Consider the following 19,342-nt stretch of genomic DNA (forward strand, 5'->3'; position numbering starts at 1 on the left):
GAGGCACGGAATTTGCGGCGTGGCTCGCGGCTTGGTTGTCGGCCTGGGTGTCGGCGTTGTTGTTTTCGAGGTCGTGATCAGACATGAGACTCACCTGGAGGGTCGTTCGGAATCAGGTGAGCGTCGTTGACATCGCGGAAACACCTCAAGCCTGACAAGCCCCCGCGGGCCTGCTGCAACGCTCCTTGAGATACCATTGATTTTACTGTGTGATCCCCTGATTCACCCTCTGTACACCACCATCCACCCCCTGCCGGCCTGTTGCGGTCCCCGCCCACGATGCTCGAAGCCCTGCTGAAGTCACTCAAATCGCGCAAGCGCCGCCGCCTCTCGGTCCAGGACTCGCCGGCGGCCGAGTTGGCCGCCCAGATGTTGCATGCGCCCAGTGCGCTGATCCAGTTGTCGGCCGATGACGCGCGCCGCATCGTGAGCTACATGGAGCCCGTGCGGCTGCTGGCCGGCCAGTGTTTCATGCGAGAAGGGCAGACCGAAGACACCGATTACATGCTGCTGATCCTGGAGGGCGATGTGATGGTGGAGAACTTCATCGTCAGCCGCCGCACCCCCATCACCACGGCCGTGATCGGTGCCGGCGCCCTGGTGGGTGAGCTGGGCCTGCTCGATGGCTCGCCCCGGTCGGCCACCTGCACCACCTGCACCGAGGTGCTGGCCGCCAAGCTCGGCCGGGTCGCCCTGGGCGAATTGCTGGAAGAAGACCCGGCCCTGGGCGTGAAACTGCTGCTGGCCATTGGCGTGCACATGAGCAACCGGGTGCGCGAGCGCACCGAGAAGCTCAAAAGCTACGCCGCCCTGATCCAGACCATGCAGCAGGAAATGGACCGGATGGGCTGAGCCGGGGCCATCTGGCCCGGATCAAGCCGCGCTGCCAGGCAGGCCGAAGACGCGGTCGAAGCACCAGTTGAAGACGAAGGTGTAGATCAGAAAGAACACCAGCAGGCCCAGGTCCATCACCAAGGACTGCCAGAGGCTGACGTCAAACCACCAGGCGAACAGAGGCACAAAGTAAAGCAGCAGGCCGCCCTCGAAGCCGATGGCGTGGGCGGCGCGGCGGGCAAAGCCTCGGCCGCGCACGGTCTGGCGCGCTTCCCAGCGCTCGAACAGGGCATTGAAGACCAGGTTCCACACGATGGCGATGGCCGAGGCGGCCAGGCCCATCACGCCGGCATGCGCCAGGCCATCGCCCGACATCTCGGCCAGACCCCAGCTCGAAAACGCGATGGCGATGGCTTCGTAAAGCGACACGAACAACACCCGGCGACGCCACCCCTGCAGCGCGAACAGCCAGGGCCGTGGGCCAGGGTGCTGAGGGGTGAGGGAGGGGGTGGGCGTCGAAGTGGGTGATGGGCAAGACATGGGCGCACTTTATGTGCATCAAGCTGACAGTTAAAGTCATCTCCCTTCAGATTAATTGATACATCATGGCTTTCAGCGCCGACAACGTGGATCTGTTCCTGAGCGTGCTGGACCGCGGCTCGTTTTCGGCCGCGGCCCGGGCCCTGGGGCGCGTGCCTTCGGCCGTGAGCATGGCGGTGGCGCAGCTGGAAGCCGAGCTGGACCTGGTGCTGTTCGACCGCAGCGGCCGCGAGCCCCGCCCCACCGCCGCCGCCCGGGCCCTGGAGCCCCAGGCGCGGCTGCTGGCGGTGCAGCTGCGCCAGCTCAACTCGCAGGCCCGCTCGCTCAACCAGGGGCTGGAGGAGCGGCTCACGCTGGCCATCGCGCCCGAGCTGCTGGCCGGGCCCTGGAGCGGCCCGCTGGCAGCGCTGGCGGCCGAGCACCCGCTGCTGCAGGTCGAACTGCTGGCGGCCCCGCAGGCTGATGCGCTGAAGCTGCTGCATGAGGGGCGCGCCCAGCTGGCCCTGGTGTTCGAGCGCCCCAGCCTGGATGGCCGCGAGGGCTTTCAGGAGGTGGGCAGCGAAACCCTGGTGGCCGTGATGGCCCCGGGCCACCCCATGCTGGCCCACCCGCCGGCGCCCGGCGAACCGGCCCAGACCTTTCGCGAAAACCTGCTGACCGAGGTGCGCCAGATCGTGGTGGCCGGGCGGGACCTGGGCCAGAGCGACCCCCGCTTCGTGTTTGCGCGCCACCACTGGCGCACCGACAACCAGGTGGTGGCCTTGCGCCTGATCGAAGCCGGCCTGGGTTGGGGCTGGTTGCCGCAGTCCTTTGTGCGCAGCCAGGTGGCGGCCGGCAGCCTGGTGGTGCTGCCGTTCGAGAACCTCACCAACGGCCTGGCCCTGTGGGTGGATGTGGTGTGGTCCAAGGAGCGGCCCCTGGGCCTGGGCGCGCGGCGCTTCATCGAGTTGATCCAGGACGTGCGGGGCGAGCGCTGAGCCCCGCACGCCCAGCCTCTCAGAACCCTGTCAACCGACCAAGGTCTGAATCGATCGACCGAGCGGTTGGGTATCCGCATCGAACGGCCTCTACCCTCTCAGGGCTCTGACCGCCGGCAGCGCTGCCCAAGCCCGCAGCGCCCTTCGGCCACCGCCTCACAACGGCGTCACCCCCTCAGAGCGCCAGGGCCGAACCCGGCGACGCCACCACCACCTCAGCATCAACAAGAGCCCCCCAGCGGGCTCCGGAGACTCTTTTCATGAAATTTCACGCTCGCACGGCCTGCATGGCAGGCTGCCTGGGTTTGTTCGCCTTGCAGGGGCCCTTCGCGCAGGCCCAGACCGTCGCCAACGGCGTCACCGTGTATGGCATTGCCGACCTGGGCGTTCGCCAGGCCAGCGGCCTGACCCCCGGCAATGCCCCCAGCCCCGGCCGCAACGGCCTGGTGGGCAGCGGCATCGACACCACCAGCCGGCTGGGCTTTCGCGGCCGGGACGACCTGGGCGGCGGGCTGGCGGCGCTCTTCAACCTCGAAAGCGGGCTCAACCTGAACGACGGCACCAGCATCAACAGCCAAAAATGGTTTGACCGGGCGGCCTTTCTCGGCCTGTCGGGTGAGGCCGGCACGCTGACGCTGGGCCGCCAGACCACGCTGCTGGGCGACTCTCTGGGCAAGATCGACCCCCTGGGCTTTCGCTTTGCGCCCTTCAACCCCAATGTGGCCCTGGCCGGCCTGAGCGCCCATGGCCTGGGACAGGAGTACGGGCCGGCGGGCTCGGCCAACGGCTCGTTCCGCCTCGACAACACCCTCAAATACAGCCTGAAGACCGGTGCCTACGAATGGCGTGCCCTGCGCGCCCAGGGTGTGCGGCAAAGCGATGCCCCGTCGCAGGCCGGCGCCACCGAGCTGGGCCTGTTCTACGACACACCCGAGCTGAACGGCAGCCTGTCGCTGAGCCAGTTCCAAACCGCCGAGGGCTTGAGCCTGAAAGCCGTCAGCGCCGGCCTGGGCCTGGCCGCCTGGGGCGGGCGCTGGTCAGCCAGCTATGCCCGTCACGTAGCCGAGACCAGCACCACCCAGGAAACCCGGCGCGACATCCTGTCCTTCGGCGGCGTGCTGCCCTTGAGCGCCCAGTTGGACCTGGTGCTGGCGCTCTACCACGTGAAACGCCAGCAGACCGGCCTGGCCAACGATGGGTTCAACAGGGCGGTGGGCTTCCTCGAATACAAGCTCTCGCGCCGCAGCCTGGTGTACGCCGAACTGGACCAGACACAGTGGCAAGGCGCGGCCCACCTGCCGGGCACCCGCCGCAGCGCCACCGGTATTTCACTGGGCATCAAACAGGTGTTCTGAGGGCCCACCGGGGCTCACCAACCGCCACCCAACAGGGCCGGCAAGCGCACAGCCAACTGGCTCGGCCCCTGCAGCCCGGCGCAGGCCCCCGCGCCCAGACAGGGGTGCAGCGCCTGGGGCCGGCCCGGGGGCAGCACCAGCGCCCGCACCGCCACCCCGTGGCGCGCCGCCTCGCGGCAGGCCCGGGCCAGGTCGGCCTGCAGGTAGCCGGCCTCGTGCACATCGATGTCGTGCAGTTCACCGTCGGTGAGCAGCACGATCACCCGGCGCCAGCCCGGGTGGCGGGCCGCATCGTCCAGCTGCTCTTGCAGGGCCTGGCGCAGCACCGCGCCCAGGCGGGTGGAGCCCCCACTTTGCAAACCCGCCAACCGCGCCTGCACCTCGCTCGCCAGGGCCGACTCGCCCCAAGCCTTGAGGCCTTGCAGCGTGACCTGCAGGCGCCCACGCGAGGCAAAGGCCCAGGCCGCCTGCCGGTGCCCCAGCGCCTGCAAGGCGGCCAGGCTGTGCGCCACCGAGGGCCGCAAGGCCACCAGCAGGGGTTGCCCATCGGGCCCGGGCTCGGCGGTGGAGGCCGAGGCATCCAGCAGCAGGCTGACCGCCAGCGGCGCCCCCTGCACCCGCTGGCGCAGGTACAGGCTTGGGTCGGGGGCGTGGCCACGGCGCAGGTCCAGCGCGGCGTCGACCAGGGCGGCCGGGTGCAGGGCCTCGCCCTCACGGGCACAGCCGGGGGCCCGCTGGCGCGGGCCGGGCAGCCGCGCCAGCGCGGCGCGCAAGGCAGGCGGCGCCGGGGGGCCCGCCAAAGCCGGCCCCCGCGGCACGGCGGGCTCCACCCGCACACAGCACCAGGCCGGGCGATAGCGGCCGATGCGCTGGTCCCATTCGGGGTGCCAGACCCCAGGCGCCGTGGCCGGAGGCGGCGGCTCGGCCGGCCAGGGGGCCGCGGCCTGCAGGCTGGGCGGTGCCTGCAGGTCGACCTGGGTGTTGCTGCCCTGCGCCGCCTCGCCCTGCAGCGGCAGATCGGAAGGTGGCAGATCGGGGTCCCAGCACCACAGGTGCTGGTTGTCGTCGCGGTAGCCGGGATGGGGCCGGTAGGTTCGGGGGTTGAAGGGCAGGCGCATCTGCCCGATGTCATGCCCCAGCACCGAAGCGGCCTGGCGCAAAGTGGCCGGCGTGGCTTGCAACAAGCCGAGGCCATCGGGCCCTTGCACACCGCGGCGCACCTTCTCGACCCAGGGGTGGGGGTCGTGCCAGCCCGGGTCGAGCAGCACCCGGGCCAGGCGCGCCAGCAAGGCCTCGAAGCCCAGGCCCTGCAAAGCATCGGGCCCGGCATGAAACGCGCACCAGAGCCCACGCAAGCCCGGCAGCTCGGCACAGGCCAGGGCCTCGACACGGGCGTCTTCCAGCACCCCGTACAGGGCCTGCTGCACGGGTTTGAGGCCGGCGCGTGGCTGAGGTGCGGCGCCAAAGCGCTGGTGGGCTGCCGCATGGCTGACCACCGCCTCGGCCCAGTGGCGCGAAAGCGCCGTCGCAGCGCCAGGCAGGTGCAGGGTGGGCGTCGTGCCAGGCAAGCCCTCAGGGCCGCCGGTCAGGACGGGGGACAGAACCTCCTCGCCCGCCAACACCACCAGACGGGCGGGCAGGCCCCACAAGGCCTGCTGGTAGGCGGCCAGCCCGGCCGGAGGACCCTCCGACGGTGCGGGCAACTCAGGCGACCGGACCAAACACGGCCTCCACCAGCGCCTGCAGCGTGCGCTGCAGACCGGGCTCGTCGCTGAGCGGGGTGGCCACCGCCTGCCGGGCCGCCGCCGCAGGTGGCAGGCCGGCGCGCACCAGGGCCGCGGCATGCACCAGCATGCGGGTGGAGGCGCCCTCTTCCAGCCCGTGGTCGTGCAGGCGGCGCGTGCGCTGGCCCAGAGCCACCAACTGCTGCGCCAGCGGCAGTTCCACACCGGCCTCGCGCGCCACCACGGTGGCTTCCTGGGCGGCTGCGGGGTAGTCGAACTGCAGGGCGGTGAAGCGTTGCCGCATGGAGGGCTTGAGGGCTTTGTGCAGGCCCTGGTAACCAGGGTTGTAGCTGACCACCAGCAGAAAGTCGGGGTGGGCCTGCAGCAGCTCGCCGCGGCGCTCCAGCGGCAGCACGCGGCGCGTGTCGGCCAGCGGGTGCAGCAGCACGGTGGCATCGGCGCGGGCCTCGACCAGTTCGTCCAGGTAGCAGACCGCGCCATGGCGGGCCGCCAGGGCCAGCGGGCCGTCCTGCCAATGGGTGCCCTGGGCATCGAGCAGCCAGCGCCCGGCCAGGTCGCCCGCGCTCAGGTCCTCATGGCAGGCCACGGTGACCAGGGGGCGCTGCAGGCGCCAGGCCATGTGCTCGACAAAGCGCGTCTTGCCACAGCCTGTGGGGCCCTTGAGCAGCACCGGCAGGCGGCAGGCGGCCGCCGCCTCGAAGGCGTTCACCTCGTCACCTACCGGCTGGTAGAAGGGCTCGTGGCGCAGGCGCCAGGCAGCCAGGGCGTCCGCCCCCGTCGCACCGGGGGCGGACGCCTCAGCGGTGGCCCGCATCGCCCGGGTTGGGAATGCCCTCGATCGGGCATTCCTCGGTGCCCACCATGGGCCGCGTGAAGGCCTCGACCGCCTTTTGCGTGCCCTCGGGGTCGTTCACCCAGCGGCTGTAGAAGTCGTAGGGGCAGGTGGCCACGCCCTTGTCACCGTCGCGCGAGTTGATGGTGCCGGTGTAGCCACGGTGCAGCAGCTTGAACAGGTGGTTCTCCGACTGGCCGTTCTTGCGGAAGTCGCGGATCAGGCTGGTCGACAGGGCCGCGTACTGCACGCCATATTCCTCTTCGCCGCATTCGCCCAGGGTGCGACCGTCGAAGCCGATCAGCGCGCTGTGGCCGAAGTAGCTGTACACGCCGTCCCAGCCCGCGGCATTGGCCACCGCCACATAGGTGTTGTTGGCAAAGGCCATGGCCTTGCTGATCAGGATCTGCTGCTCCTTGGCCGGGTACATGTAGCCCTGGCAACGCACGATCAGCTCGGCGCCCTTCATGGCGCAGTCGCGCCAGATCTCGGGGTAGTTGCCGTCGTCGCAGATGATGAGGCTGATCTTCAGGCCCTTGGGGCCTTCGCTCACATAGGTGCAGTTGCCGGGGTACCAGCCCTCGACCGGGACCCAGGGCATGATCTTGCGGTACTTCTGCACGATCTCGCCCTGGTCGTTCATGAGGATCAGGGTGTTGTAAGGGGCCTTGTAGGGGTGCTCTTCATGCTGCTCGCCGGTGAGCGAGAACACGCCCCAGACCTTGGCCTTGCGGCAGGCCTCGGCAAAGATCTCGGTCTCGGCGCCGGGCACGGTGGCCGCCGTGTCGTACATCTCCTGGGCGTCGTACATGATGCCGTGGGTGCTGTACTCGGGAAAGATCACCAGGTCCATGCCCGGCAGGCCGGCCTTCATGCCGACCAGCATGTCGGCGATCTTGCGTGCGTTGTCCAGCACCTCGGCCTTGGTGTGCAGACGCGGCATCTTGTAGTTGACCACCGCCACACCGACGGTGTCTTTGCTGCTGGATATGTCGCCGTGAATCATGGTGGCTGCTCCTTGCGGGCCGGGTGGCCCTTCAGTGACTGATCATCCAGGGGCGCTTGGTCGGAAAGGCCTTGGCCCCGCTGGGTGCGGTGTAGGTGGCGCTGCGTTTATTGCTGCTGCCGCTGTTGCTGCTGCAGCAGCCGCAGCCGGCCGGGTGGCGCATGCGCCCATAAGTGCCCTCTGAGCCGTCGCGTGAGCTGCTGCGCGGCTCATGCCGCGCCCGCTCGTTGGTGTCATGGGCGCGGCGCTGCTCGGGGCTGACACAGGCCAGGTGCGGCGCGTGGGCGAACACACGCGGCGAGGCCGCACCGCACGCGGGGCAGGCGGCGGGCTCGTTGCGCTGCGCCAGGCTGCGCAGGGCATCAAAGCCGCCGCAGGCCGCGCAGTCGTAGTCGTAGGTGGGCATGGGGCGGTCTCCTGGGTGGGGGGCGTTACTTGTCTTGCGCGATCGGCAGATCGACCCCGCCGGTGATGATCTTCTGCGGCCCCGCGGCGGTGGGGTTGATGTCGAAGTCGAAGATCTCGGTGGGCAGCCACAGCGTGGCGCAGGCGTTGGGCACATCGACCACACCGCTGATGTGGCCCTGCACCGGCGCCGTGCCCAGCAGCGAGTAGGCCTGGGCGCCGCTGTAGCCGAACTTCTTCAGGTACTCGATGGCGTTCAGGCAGGCCTGGCGGTAGGCGATGGTGACGTCCAGGTAATGCTGCTTGCCCGACTCGTCGACCGAGATGCCTTCAAAGATCAGGTAGTCCTTGTAGTTGGGCGTGATCGGGCTGGGCTTGAAGATCGGGTTCTTGATGCCGTACTTGGCCATGCCGCCCTTGATCAGGCTGACCTTCATGTGCACCCAGCCGGCCATCTCGATGGCGCCGCAGAAGGTGATCTCGCCGTCGCCCTGGCTGAAGTGCAGGTCGCCCACCGACAGGCCCGCGCCTTCGACATAGACCGGGAAGAACACCTGCGAGCCACGCGACAGATCCTTGATGTCGCAATTGCCGCCGTGCTCACGCGGGGGCACGGTGCGGGCGCCCTCGGCCGCGGCCTTGGCGGCGGCTTCGCCCTGCAGCTTGCCCATGTGAGCGGTGCTGGCAAACGGCGGGTTGGCCAGGCCGGGCACGCGGGTGGGGTTGGTGGCGATCAGATCGGCTTCGCGGGTGTTCCAGGCGTCGAGCATGGCGCGGTCGGGCAGGCAGCCGATCAAGCCGGGGTGGATCAGGCCGGCAAAGTTGACGCCGGGGATGTGGCGGCTCTTGGTGTAGAGGCCATGGAAGTCCCAGATCGACTTTTGCGCCAGCGGAAAGTGCTCGTCCAGAAAGCCGCCGCCGTTTTGCTTGGAGAAGAAGCCGTTGAAGCCCCACAGGCTGTCGTCACGCGCGCCGATGTCGAGCAGGTCGACCACCAGCAAGTCGCCGGGCTCGGCGCCCTTGACACCCACCGGGCCCGACAGGAAGTGGACGGTGGACAGGTCCACATCGCGCACGTCTTCGGCACTGTCGTCGTTCTTGATGGCGCCACCGGTCCAGTCGTAGGTCTCGAGCTTGAATTCAGCCCCGGGCTCGACCCACACCGCCATCGGGATGTCGGGATGCCAGCGGTTGTGCACCAGCGGGTTGTCGTAGGGGGACTGCTTCAGGTCAACCTTGATCAGGGTCTCAGCCATGGTGTGCTCCTTGGTAATGAAAGTGGAGAGGTGAAAAAACGTGCGGCGCGGGCCGGTTCATACCGACAGGTAGGCCTTGATGTGCTGCTGGTCGGTGTCGGCGCGGGCGGTCTCGTGCACCAGGCGGCCGCCCTCGATCACGAACAGGCGGTCGGCCACGTCCATGGCGAAGGACAGCACCTGTTCGCTCACGATGATGGTGATCTCGCGCAGCTTGCGGATCTCGTTCAGGGCCTTGGCGATGTCCTTGATGATCGAAGGCTGGATGCCTTCGGTGGGCTCGTCCAGCAGCAGCACCTTGGGGTCGGTGACCAGCGCGCGGGCAATGGCCAGCTGTTGCTGCTGGCCGCCCGACAGGTTGCCGCCCTTGCGCCGGCGCATGTCCCACAGCACCGGGAACAGGGCGTAGATCTCGTCGGGGATCTGGCGCGTCTTCGAGTTCTCCAGGCCGGTCTGGATGTTCTCCTCGACCGTCAGGGTCGGAAAGATCATGCGGCCTTGCGGCACGTAGGCAATGCCCTTGGCGACGCGGCGAAAGCTCTCGTCGCGCGACACGTCCTGCCCGGCCACGCGGATGCTGCCGCTCTTGAGCGGCATGACGCCCATCAGGCTTTTGAACAGCGTGGTCTTGCCCATGCCGTTGCGGCCCATGATGGCCACGGTTTCATTGGCCCGGCCCTCGAACGAGATGCCGTGCAGGGCCTCGCTCTGGCCATAGGCGACAAACAGATCCTTGACTTCCAGCATGCTGAGCTCCTGTGGGGTTCGTGTTTCAGTGACCGAGGTAGACGTCGATCACCTTGGGGTCGGCCTGCACCTTGTCCATGGAGCCTTCGGCCAGGATCTTTCCCTGGTGCATGACGGTGACCTTGTGGGCGATGCGCTTGACGAACTCCATGTCGTGTTCGATCACGATCACGGCGCGGTTCTGGCAGATGCGCTGCAGCAGTTCGGCCGTGAGCTCGCGCTCGCGCGCACTCATGCCGGCAATCGGCTCGTCGAGCATCAGCAGCTCGGGCTCCTGCATCAGCAGCATGCCGATCTCCAGCCACTGCTTCTGACCGTGCGACAGCAGGCCGGCCTCGGTGTCGAGCTTGTCGCCCAGGCCGATGTCGTCGGCCACGGCCTGCACACGTTCACGCACGGCATCGGTGCACTTGAAGGCCAGGGCGCCGAACACCGAGCGGCCCGAGGGGAAGGACACCTCGAGGTTCTGGAACACCGAGAGGTTCTCGTAGATCGAGGGGGTCTGGAACTTGCGACCGATGCCCAGGCGCACGCGCTTGTGTTCGGCCATCTGGGTCAGCTCTTCGTTCTTGAACTTGATGCTGCCCGCGGTGGCGCGGGTCTTGCCGCAGATCAGGTCCAGCAGCGTGGTCTTGCCGGCGCCATTGGGGCCGATGATCACGCGCAGCTCGTTCTTGTCGACGTACAGGGTCAGGGCATCGATGGCCTTGAAGCCGTCGAACGAGACGGTCAGGTCTTCCACGGCCAGGGCGAAGTCAGTGTTGCTCATGAGGGGCTCCGTCGGGGTCAGACGCTTTGGCTGCTCACGCCGTCAGGCAGCGTGGCCGGGAGGGGGTCGGCGGCGGCTGAGGCGGCGGGCGCGGCCACGGCAGCACTGGCGGCGGGGGCCGGCACGGCAGCACTGGCGGCGGGGGCCGGCACGGCGGCCTCCTTCAGGGCCTGGCGGCGGCTCTTCCACCAGGGCACGATGTGCTCCTCCCAGACCCCGGCCAGGCCCATGGGGAAGGCCATCGTCACGCCAATGAACAGGCCGGCCATGAGGAACAGCCAGAGGTCGGGAAAGCTCTCGCTGAAGTAGGTCTTGCCCGCGTTCACCAGCAAGGTGCCGTACACCGCACCCACCAGGCTCATGCGCCCACCCACGGCGGCGTAGATCACCATCTCGATCGAGGGCACGATGCCCACGAAGCTGGGCGACATGAAGCCCACCTGCAGCGAGAACAGCGCCCCGCCGATGCCCGACAGCGCCGCGGCCAGGCAGAAGGTGAAGATCTTGAAATTGGCCACGTCATAGCCCGAGAAGCGCACGCGGTCTTCCTTGTCGCGCATGGCCAGCAGCAGGGTGCCGAGCTTGCTGGTCTGGATGAAGCGGCACAGCACGATGGCGCCGATCAGCAAGGCCACGCACAGGTAGTACAGGATGTACTTGGCGCTGTCGGTGCGGGTGTCCCAGCCGAGCACGGTCTTCAGGTCGGTCATGCCGTTGACGCCGCCGGTGTAGCCCTGCTGGCCGATGATGAGCACGGTGAGGATCAGGGCCACCGCCTGCGTGATGATGGCGAAGTACACCCCGCCCACGCGGCGCTTGAACATGGCAAAGCTCACCAGCCAGGCCAGCAGCGTGGGCACCACAATCACCGCAGCCAACGACAGGGGCAGGCTCTTGAACGGCAGCCAGAAGGCCGGCAGCTCGGTGATCTGGTTCCAGTCCATGAAGTCGGGGATGCCCGGTGTGGACTGGATCTTGGTGCTGATGGGGTCAGACGCCTCGAGCTTGAGGAACATGGCCATGGCGTAGCCGCCCAGGCCGAAGAACACGCCCTGCCCCAGGCTGAGCACGCCGCCGTAGCCCCAGACCATGACCAGGCCGATGGCCACGAAGGCATAGGTAAGGTACTTGCCCACCAGATTGAGGCGGAAGATGTCGAGCGTCAGGGGCAGCACCACGGCGAGCAAGACGGCCAGCAGCACCAGGCTGGCAAGCTGGTAGCGCTGGATCCAGGCTTTGAGGGCATTCATGGGGAGGACTCCGGTGAACTCAGGAACAGGGAAACACGTGGCAATTCAGCGCAGTGACTCAGCGCAGCCACTCAGCGCCGCACCTTGGAGGCGAACAGGCCTTGCGGGCGCACCATCAGGATCAGCACGATCAGCGACAAGGTGATCACCTTGGCCATCGAGCCGGCCAGGAAGAACTCGGTGATCGACTGCGTCTGGGCGATGCCGAAGGCCGACACCACGGTGCCCAGCAGGCTGGCCGCACCGCCGAAGGTGACGACCAGGAAGGCGTCGACGATGTAGAGCGAGCCCGAGGTGGGCCCGGTGGAGCCGATGGTGGTGAAGGCGGCACCGGCCACACCGGCAATGCCGCAGCCGATGGCAAAGGTCAGGCGGTCGGTCTTCTGGGTGTCGATGCCGATGGCGTTGGCCATCACGCGGTTGCTCACCGTGGCCCGCACCCGCAGGCCCCAGCGGCTGCGGTGCAAGGCGAGCAACACCCCCAGCGTGACCACCGTGGTCAGGCCCAGCACGAACAGGCCGTTGATGGGAATGTCCAGCCCCTCGGCCGGCGCCCACGAGCCCAGCAGCCAGTCGGGCAGCGTGGGGCTCACCTCTTTGGGCCCGATGAAGGTGCGGAACATCTGCTGGATCGCCAGGCTCACGCCCCAGGTGGCCAGCAAGGTGTCCAGCGGGCGCTTGTAGAGGTGGCGGATCAGCCCCCACTCCACCAGCCAGCCCGCCGCAAACGAAAACCCGAAGGCCGCCGCAATGGCCAGCGGAAAGTAATAGGGCACCATCTGCGGCGCATGCGTGGACGCCAGCGTCGAGCCCAGGTAGATGGTGTAGGCGCCAATGGTCATGAACTCGCCATGCGCCATGTTGATCACGCCCATCTGCCCGAAGATGATCGCCAGGCCCAGCCCCATCAGCAGCAGCACCGCAAACAGGCTCAAGCCGGCAAAGCCCTGCATGAGGCCGATGTTGAGCATTTCAGAAAAGGTCATGGCACGAACTCCCGAAGGGGTGGGTCTGCAAAATCGAAAGCACGCTCAGGGCGCAGTGCTTGTGTCGCCAAAAGCCGGGCCTCGGCAAGCGAAGCGAAGCCCGTTCGGGGATGCGGCGGACCGGCTTTGCCGGTCGGCACGCATCGCCCCCTGGGGGGGAGGCCGGCTACACGCAGTGAGCCGGCAACAGGGGGGTCATTGATACCCTTTGGGAAACGGATCCGGCTTGATCAGATCCGGCGACTCCGACACCACCTTGAAGGTCGCGTCCGGCAGGCCCATGGCGATGCGTGACTTGCTCCACAGGTGGTGGTTCTTGTCGAGCTTCACGTAGCCCTCGGGAGCGGTCTTGAGCTCGATGCCCATCTCCGACGCCGCCACCACCTTGTCCACATCGAAGCTGCCGGCCTTCTCGACGGCGGCCTTCCACAGCCAGGGGCCCAGGTAGCCGGCCTGGGTCACGTCGCCGATCACCGCGCTGGCGCCGTACTTGGCCTTGAAGGCGGCCACGAACTTCTTGTTGTTCTCGTTGTCCAGCGACTGGAAGTACTTCATCGACGAGTAGAAGCCCGCGAAGTTCTCGCCACCCACGCCGGTCATTTCGTCCTCGGTCACGGCCAGGGTCACCAGCAGTTGCTTGTCACCGGTGATGCCGGCGGCCTTGAGCGCCTTGTAGAAGGCCACGTTCGAGCCCCCCACCACGGCGACAAAGATGCAGTCGGGCTTTTGCACCTTGATCTTGTTCATCAGCGAGCCGAAGTTCGTGCTGCCCAGCGGGTAGTACTCTTCGCCCACGACCTTGCCCTTCTGGAAGTTCTCGATGTGCTTGCGTGCAATCTTCATCGAGGTGCGCGGCCAGATGTAGTCCGAACCGATCAGGAAGAAGGTCTTGGCCTTCTTCTCCTTCTGGGCCCAGTCCAGGCTGTACAGGATCTGCTGCGTGGCTTCCTGGCCGGTGTAGATCACGTTCTTGGACTGCTCCAGGCCTTCGTAGAAGGTGGGGTAGTACAGCAGGCCGTTTTCCTTCTCGAACACCGGCAGCACGGCCTTGCGCGAGGCCGAAGTCCAGCAGCCGAAGACGGCGGCGCAGCGGTCGTTGATGAGCAGCTTCTTCGATTTTTCAGCGAAGGTGGGCCAGTCGGAGGCGCCGTCTTCCTTGATCACCTTGATCTTGCGGCCCAGGATGCCGCCCATGGCGTTGATCTGGTCGATGGCCAGTTGCTCGGCCTGGATGGAGCCGGTCTCGGAGATGGCCATGGTGCCGGTGGCCGAGTGCAGCTGGCCCACGGTGACTTCGGTGTCGGTCACGGCCAGCTTGGTGGTGTTGACCTTGTCGGTGGGCTGGGCAAAGGACCAGGCGGGCAGGCCGGCCGCAGAGGCCGTGGCCAGGGCCTGCAGCAGGCGGCGGCGGCTGATCTCAGCCTTGGTGGACCGGGGGTCTTGAACGTCGAAAACGTGCTTCATGAAACGCTCCTTGCAACAGGGTTTTGAAACCGGACGGCGGGAATCGCCGCGCTGGTGCAAAGATTAGGGAGAACCCTGGGAGCAGCCCATACGTCAATTAACGTAGAGGCATGCGCAGGGTGGTTTCAATGAGCAAAAGCCGGCCCCGTGCCAGGCTTGTCACCCCGGCTTCTTGCGCGTGGACTGCAGGCCGGCCGCCGAGCTCTGTTGCAGCCACTCGCGCAGCGCCGCATTGATGCGTGTCTGCCAACCGCTGCCGCCTTCCCTGAAAGCGGCCAGGACATCGGGGTCCAGGCGGATGGCCACTTGCTGCTTGGTGGGCAGGCGGTTCTTTCCGCGGGTGCGGCGCAGCTGCTCCAGCGTCTGCTGGACACCGCCTCCGGTGGTGAGGACGGCCTGCGACCAGTCGACAGGCACCGGCCCGGTCTCAGCGTTGGACGCGGGCGAAATAGGCTTTGGCTTCTTGGCGATCGGCATAGCGGCAGGAAATCAGGTGCGCGTGGTCAATGCGGCCAAGTCGATCCCATGCTTGCGCAGATGGGTCTGACGTTTGTTTTCGTGCCAGAGGATCATCGAAAAATGTAGATGCAATTTGATGTGGGGTCAAGCACCGGGCGAGCCCGCGCGCCGACACAGGGGAGCCCCTATATTCCCGGCTTTGACCAGCGCGTCGGTGGCGACCAGACCGAAGGCCTGGCTGATCACCCCAACGAAATGAGCTGCCCACAGGCTTGGCCCACACCACGCACCAGCACGGGGCGAGAACACTTCTTGCATGGCTCGGCGTCATGTCCAGCGCCAGCCCACACCGCAGCACCGCCCAGGCCGCCCCGCAGACGATCTTTCGTTTCCGGCGCGACTACAACTCCTGGGTGGCCGACGAGACCATGGAGGACTACGCGCTGCGCTACACGCCCAAGAGCTTCAGGCGCTGGAGCGAGTTCCGCGTGGCCAACACGGCCTTTGGCTCGCTGTCGTTTCTGGCGCTGGAGGCCATTGGCGGGGCCATCGCGCTGAACTACGGCTTCAGCAACGCGATGTGGGCCATCCTGGTGGTGGGGCTGGTGATCTTTCTGACCGGCCTGCCCATCGCGTACTACGCGGCGCGCTACGGGCTGGACATGGACTTGCTGACCCGCGGCGCGGGCTTTGGCTACCTGGGCTCGACCCTCACCTCGCTGATCTACGCGGTGTTCACCTTCATCTTCTTCGCGCTGGAGGCGGCCATCATGGCGCTGGCCCTGCAGATGGTGGTGGACTGGCCGCTGAACTGGTGCTACGTGCTGTCGTCGGTGGTGGTGCTGCCCCTGGCCATGCGCGGCATCACCCTGATCTCCAAGCTGCAGGCCTGGACGCAGCCCCTGTGGCTGTTCCTGCTGGTGCTGCCCTTTGTGTGGATCGCCCTGTCGCAGCCCGAGCTGTACCGCGAGTTCACCGGCCTGTCGGGGCTCAAGAGTGGCAGCAGTGGTTTCGACCCGCTGATGTTCGGCGCCGCCACCGCGGTGATCTTCTCGTTGGTGGTGCAGATCGGCGAGCAGGTCGACTTTTTGCGCTTTCTGCCGGCGCGCACGCCGGCCAACAACGCCAAGTGGTGGGGCGCGGTGCTGCTGGCCGGCCCGGGCTGGATCCTGATGGGCATGCTGAAGATGGCGGGCGGCGCCTTTCTGGCCTTTGCCGCGCTGCAGTTCGAGGTGGGGGCACAACGCGCGGCAGAGCCGACCCAGATGTTCCTGGCCGGCTTCACCCAGGCCCTGGGCATGCCCACGCTGGCGGTGGTGATCACGGTGGTGTTCGTGGTGGTGTCGCAGATCAAGATCAACCTCACGAATGCCTATGCGGGCTCGCTGGCGTGGTCGAACTTCTTCGCCCGGGTCACGCGCAGCCACCCGGGGCGCGTGGTGTGGCTGGTGTTCAACGTGGGCATTGCCACGCTGCTGATGACGCTGGGCGTGTTCGGCGCGCTGGAGAAGGTGCTGGCCCTGTACAGCAACGTGGCCATTGCCTGGGTGGGCGCGCTGGTGGCCGATCTGGTCATCAACAAGCCGCTGGGCCTGAGCCCGCCGGGCATCGAGTTCCGCCGCGCCCACCTGTACGACTTCAACCCGGTGGGCCTGGGTGCCATGGTGCTGGGCGCCGCGGTGGCCGGCTGCGCCTACGCGGGCTGGCTGGGCGAGATGGCCGCGGCGTTTTCGCCGCTGATCGCACTGGCCTTGTCGATGCTGCTGTCGCCCCTGCTGGCCTGGGCCACCGGGGGCCGCTACTACCTGGCGCGCCAGCCCGACACGCAATGGCAGCGCGGCGAGATCGTGCGCTGCGCTGTCTGCGAGAACGCCTTCGAGGCCGAGGACATGGCGCGCTGCCCGGCCTATGCGGCGCCGATCTGCTCGCTGTGCTGCTCGCTGGAATCGCGCTGCCACGACCGCTGCAAGACGGGCTCGCGCGCCTCGGACCAGTTGCGCGCCCTGGCCGCGCGGCTGCTGCCGGCGCGCTGGGCGCTGAAGGTCAACTTCCGCCTGGGTCAGTACCTGATGGTGACGCTGTCGCTGTGCGCGCTGATCACCTTTGTGCTGGGCGTGGTGTATGTGCAGGAGAGCCTGAACATGCCCTCGGAAGCCCTGCGCGTGCCCTTTCTCAAGGTGTTTGCCCTGTTGGCCCTGCTGGCCGCGGTGTGCGCCTGGTGGGTGGTGCTGAGCACCGACAGCCGCCGCATGGCGCAGGACGAATCCGAACGCCAGACCCAGTTGCTGCTGCAGGAGATCGACGCCCACCAGCGCACCGATGCCGCGCTGCAGTCGGCCAAGGACCTGGCCGAATCCGCCAGCCTGGCCAAGACGCGCTATGTGGCGGGCATGACCCACGAGCTGCGCTCGCCGCTCAACAGCATCCTGGGCTACACCCAGATCCTGCTCAAGAGCGCGCGGCTGGACAGCGCCACGCGCGAGACCCTGCAGACCATGCAGCACAGCGGCGAACACATGCATGCGCTGATCGATGGCTCGCTGGAGCTGGCGCGCATCGAGGCCGGTCGCCTGCGCCTGGACCCGGCCCCCTTGCCACTGGCCGAACTGGTGGCCCAGCTCGAAGGCATGATGCGGCCGCAGGCGGAAGCCCGTGGCCTGCGCTTCGTGGTCGAGACGGTGGGCATGATGCCGGGCTGGGTGCGGGTGGACGCCAAGCGGCTGCGCCAGATCCTGATCAACCTGCTGTCCAACGCGGTGCGCTTCACCGAGCGCGGCGAGGTGCGCCTGCGCATGGATTTTCGCCAGCATGTGACGCGCTTCGAGGTCTGCGACACCGGCATCGGCATCGAGCCGCAGGACCAGGAACGCATCTTCCACCCCTTCGAGCGCGGCAGTGCCGGCCGCCGCGTGAGCGAGGCCGGCACCGGCCTGGGCCTGACCATCACCCACCTGCTGACCCAGCTCATGGGCGGCGAGCTGGTGCTGGCCAGCACACCGGGCCAGGGCAGCACCTTCAGCGTGCGCCTGTACCTGCCGGGCGTGCCGCCCGACCCGAGCTGGCGGCGCCTGCGCGGCGAATCGCTGCACCCGGTGATCGGCTACCTGGCCCCGCGCCGCACCCTGCTGGTGGTGGACGACCAGCCCCTGCAACGCCAGTTGCTGGCCGCCTTGCTGATGCCCCTGGGCTTCGAGCTGCGCGAGGCGGCCAGCGGCCGCGAGTGCCTGGACATCGTGCAGACCCAAGCCCCCGACCTGGTGCTGCTGGACATCAGCATGGACGACCTGGACGGCTGGCAGACCGCCACCCGGCTGCGCGAGCGCTGGAGCGCGGCCGAGCTGCCCATCGTGTTCGTCTCGGCCAACCTGTTCGACCACCAGCCCGAGCGCCTGCAGGCCCTGCAATGCCAGGGCTTTGTCGGCAAGCCGGTGATCGAGTCGGAGTTGCTGGAGGCGCTGGAGCACGCGCTGCAACTGGAGTGGATCCGCGACAACACCCCCTTGAAGCGCCCCGCCCCGCCGCCAGAGGCGGCCCTGCCGATACCGCTGCCCGAGCCTTGGCGCGAGCAGTTGGCCCGCCTGGCCCGGCAAGGCCAGGCCAGTGCCCTCAAGCAGGCCCTGCAGCAGGCGCGCGAGCAGTTGCCGGCCACGCACCTACCCTGCCTGAACCGCCTGCAGGCGCGGGCCGAACGTTTTGACTTTGCCGCCATCACCCAGGAACTGCGCGACCCCGAGCCCGAAGATGATCAAGACCCCGAACCCCGCCGCTGACAGCCCGCCGGTTGGCCAGCTGATCGGCCAGCCGCCGGCGACACCCGCCCTTTCCGCCAGCCCCGCCGCCCCCCGCGTGATCCTGGTGGTGGACGATGCCCTGGACACCTTGCGCATGCTGTGCGAGGCCCTGGCCGGCGAGGGCTACACCGTGCTGGTGGCACGCGACGCCGAAGAGGCGCTGCAACGCTTTGAACTCACCGTGCCCGACGGCGTGCTGCTGGACGCGGTGATGCCGGGGCAGGACGGCTTTGCCCTGTGTCGCCAGCTCAAGGCCACCCCGCCCTGGTCGCACGTGCCGGTGATCTTCATGACCGGGCTGTCGGACACCGAGCAGATCCTGCAGGGCTTCTCCAGCGGCGGGGTGGACTACGTGGTCAAGCCGCTGCGCATCCCCGAGGTGCTGGCGCGCCTGGCCACCCATGTGCGCAACGCCCAGGCCGCGCGCCTGGCCCGCGAGGCGGTGGACGTGGCCGGCATGGGGGTGCTGATGCTCGACGCCCAGGGCCGCGCCGCCTGGCGCTCGCCCCAGGCCACGCAATGGCTGGAGCAGGCCTTCGCGCCCGAGGGCCTGGCCGGCGATGCGGCCCGCCAATGGCTGCTCAGCGCGGCCCAGGGCACCCCCGCCAGCCTGCCCTTGCACGGCGCCCAGGCGCTGACGGCACGCCACCTGGGCGAAAGTGGCCTGGCCGAATCCATGCTGCTGCTCACCCTGGGCCCGGCCGACACGCCGCCCGCACGCGAGCGCCCCGACGTGGCCCTGACCCCGCGCGAGACCGAGGTGCTGTCGTGGCTGGCCAAGGGCAAGACCAACCGCGACATCGCCGACATCCTGGGCATGAGCCCGCGCACGGTGAACAAACACCTGGAGCACATCTTCGAGAAGCTGGGCGTGGAGACCCGCACCGCGGCCGCGGCGGTGGCCGCCCGGCTGCTGCCGGGCTGAA

General features: G+C 68.0%; 17 protein-coding genes and 1 riboswitch. Of the genes, 5 read left to right on the forward strand and 12 right to left on the reverse strand.

Annotated features, from left to right (window positions below):
* Positions 1-111: 111 nt before the first annotated feature.
* A riboswitch (S-adenosyl-L-homocysteine riboswitch) is annotated at positions 112-193 on the reverse strand.
* An 86-nt stretch (positions 194-279) separates the two neighbouring features.
* The gene (locus tag F624_RS0107225; protein WP_019573612.1) at positions 280-852 is read left to right on the forward strand and encodes a cyclic nucleotide-binding domain-containing protein; all 573 of its coding nucleotides are present in this window, start codon (positions 280-282) and stop codon (positions 850-852) included.
* 21 nt (positions 853-873) lie between these two features.
* Here F624_RS0107225 and F624_RS0107230 read toward each other — a convergent pair whose 3' ends face one another.
* Positions 874-1,293, reverse strand: a complete 420-nt coding sequence (locus tag F624_RS0107230) for a PACE efflux transporter (protein WP_031254418.1) — start codon at positions 1,291-1,293, stop codon at positions 874-876.
* 146 nt (positions 1,294-1,439) lie between these two features.
* Between F624_RS0107230 and F624_RS0107235 the strand changes: the two genes are divergently transcribed.
* Both F624_RS0107235 and F624_RS0107240 read left to right on the forward strand, forming a co-directional pair.
* A complete protein-coding gene (locus F624_RS0107235; protein WP_019573614.1) occupies positions 1,440-2,351 on the forward strand; it encodes a LysR family transcriptional regulator in 912 nt (303 codons plus the stop codon).
* Positions 2,352-2,611: 260 nt separating this feature from the next.
* Complete coding sequence (locus F624_RS0107240; RefSeq protein ID WP_031254420.1) at positions 2,612-3,706, forward strand: porin; 1,095 nt, start codon at positions 2,612-2,614, stop codon at positions 3,704-3,706.
* Positions 3,707-3,720: 14 nt separating this feature from the next.
* Here F624_RS0107240 and F624_RS0107245 read toward each other — a convergent pair whose 3' ends face one another.
* The 11 genes from F624_RS0107245 to F624_RS32300 all read right to left on the reverse strand — a co-directional run bounded on the left by F624_RS0107245 (position 3,721) and on the right by F624_RS32300 (position 14,643).
* Positions 3,721-5,427 (reverse strand): VWA domain-containing protein, encoded by a 1,707-nt coding sequence (locus tag F624_RS0107245; RefSeq protein ID WP_157443369.1) that lies wholly within the window; start codon positions 5,425-5,427, stop codon positions 3,721-3,723.
* The gene (locus F624_RS0107250; protein ID WP_019573617.1) at positions 5,411-6,265 is read right to left on the reverse strand and encodes a CbbQ/NirQ/NorQ/GpvN family protein; all 855 of its coding nucleotides are present in this window, start codon (positions 6,263-6,265) and stop codon (positions 5,411-5,413) included. Before F624_RS0107250 ends, F624_RS0107245 begins: the two co-directional genes overlap by 17 nt.
* On the reverse strand, positions 6,249-7,289 hold the full coding sequence (locus F624_RS0107255; RefSeq protein WP_019573618.1) for an aliphatic amidase: 1,041 nt from the start codon (positions 7,287-7,289) through the stop codon (positions 6,249-6,251). Before F624_RS0107255 ends, F624_RS0107250 begins: the two co-directional genes overlap by 17 nt.
* Positions 7,290-7,320: 31 nt before the next feature.
* The gene (locus F624_RS0107260) at positions 7,321-7,695 is read right to left on the reverse strand and encodes an FmdB family zinc ribbon protein (protein ID WP_019573619.1); all 375 of its coding nucleotides are present in this window, start codon (positions 7,693-7,695) and stop codon (positions 7,321-7,323) included.
* A gap of 25 nt (positions 7,696-7,720) precedes the next feature.
* Entirely contained in the window at positions 7,721-8,950 is a 1,230-nt protein-coding gene (gene fmdA, locus F624_RS0107265; RefSeq protein WP_019573620.1) for a formamidase, read from the reverse strand.
* Positions 8,951-9,007: 57 nt separating this feature from the next.
* Positions 9,008-9,697 carry an urea ABC transporter ATP-binding subunit UrtE gene (urtE, locus tag F624_RS0107270; protein ID WP_019573621.1) on the reverse strand — a complete coding sequence of 230 codons (690 nt, stop codon included), beginning with the start codon at positions 9,695-9,697 and terminating at the stop codon, positions 9,008-9,010.
* 25 nt (positions 9,698-9,722) lie between these two features.
* Positions 9,723-10,466, reverse strand: a complete 744-nt coding sequence (gene urtD, locus F624_RS0107275) for an urea ABC transporter ATP-binding protein UrtD (protein ID WP_019573622.1) — start codon at positions 10,464-10,466, stop codon at positions 9,723-9,725.
* A 17-nt stretch (positions 10,467-10,483) separates the two neighbouring features.
* Positions 10,484-11,716 carry an urea ABC transporter permease subunit UrtC gene (gene urtC / locus F624_RS0107280; protein ID WP_019573623.1) on the reverse strand — a complete coding sequence of 411 codons (1,233 nt, stop codon included), beginning with the start codon at positions 11,714-11,716 and terminating at the stop codon, positions 10,484-10,486.
* Positions 11,717-11,787: 71 nt separating this feature from the next.
* Complete coding sequence (urtB, locus tag F624_RS0107285; protein WP_019573624.1) at positions 11,788-12,702, reverse strand: urea ABC transporter permease subunit UrtB; 915 nt, start codon at positions 12,700-12,702, stop codon at positions 11,788-11,790.
* Positions 12,703-12,897: 195 nt separating this feature from the next.
* Complete coding sequence (gene urtA, locus F624_RS0107290) at positions 12,898-14,166, reverse strand: urea ABC transporter substrate-binding protein (protein WP_019573625.1); 1,269 nt, start codon at positions 14,164-14,166, stop codon at positions 12,898-12,900.
* Positions 14,167-14,325: 159 nt separating this feature from the next.
* Entirely contained in the window at positions 14,326-14,643 is a 318-nt protein-coding gene (locus tag F624_RS32300) for a BrnA antitoxin family protein (RefSeq protein WP_019573626.1), read from the reverse strand.
* Between the two features lie 311 nt (positions 14,644-14,954).
* Here F624_RS32300 and F624_RS0107305 point away from each other — a divergent pair, with 311 nt between their 5' ends.
* Together F624_RS0107305 and F624_RS0107310 are read left to right on the forward strand one after the other, a co-directional pair.
* Positions 14,955-18,395 (forward strand): hybrid sensor histidine kinase/response regulator, encoded by a 3,441-nt coding sequence (locus tag F624_RS0107305; protein WP_019573627.1) that lies wholly within the window; start codon positions 14,955-14,957, stop codon positions 18,393-18,395.
* Positions 18,367-19,341: a response regulator transcription factor gene (locus F624_RS0107310; RefSeq protein WP_019573628.1), complete on the forward strand. Its 975-nt coding sequence runs from the start codon at positions 18,367-18,369 to the stop codon at positions 19,339-19,341. Before F624_RS0107305 ends, F624_RS0107310 begins: the two co-directional genes overlap by 29 nt.
* Position 19,342: the final 1 nt, after the last annotated feature.

The sequence above is a fragment of the Curvibacter lanceolatus ATCC 14669 genome (assembly GCF_000381265.1).
Taxonomy (GTDB): Bacteria; Pseudomonadota; Gammaproteobacteria; order Burkholderiales; family Burkholderiaceae_C; genus Curvibacter; species Curvibacter lanceolatus.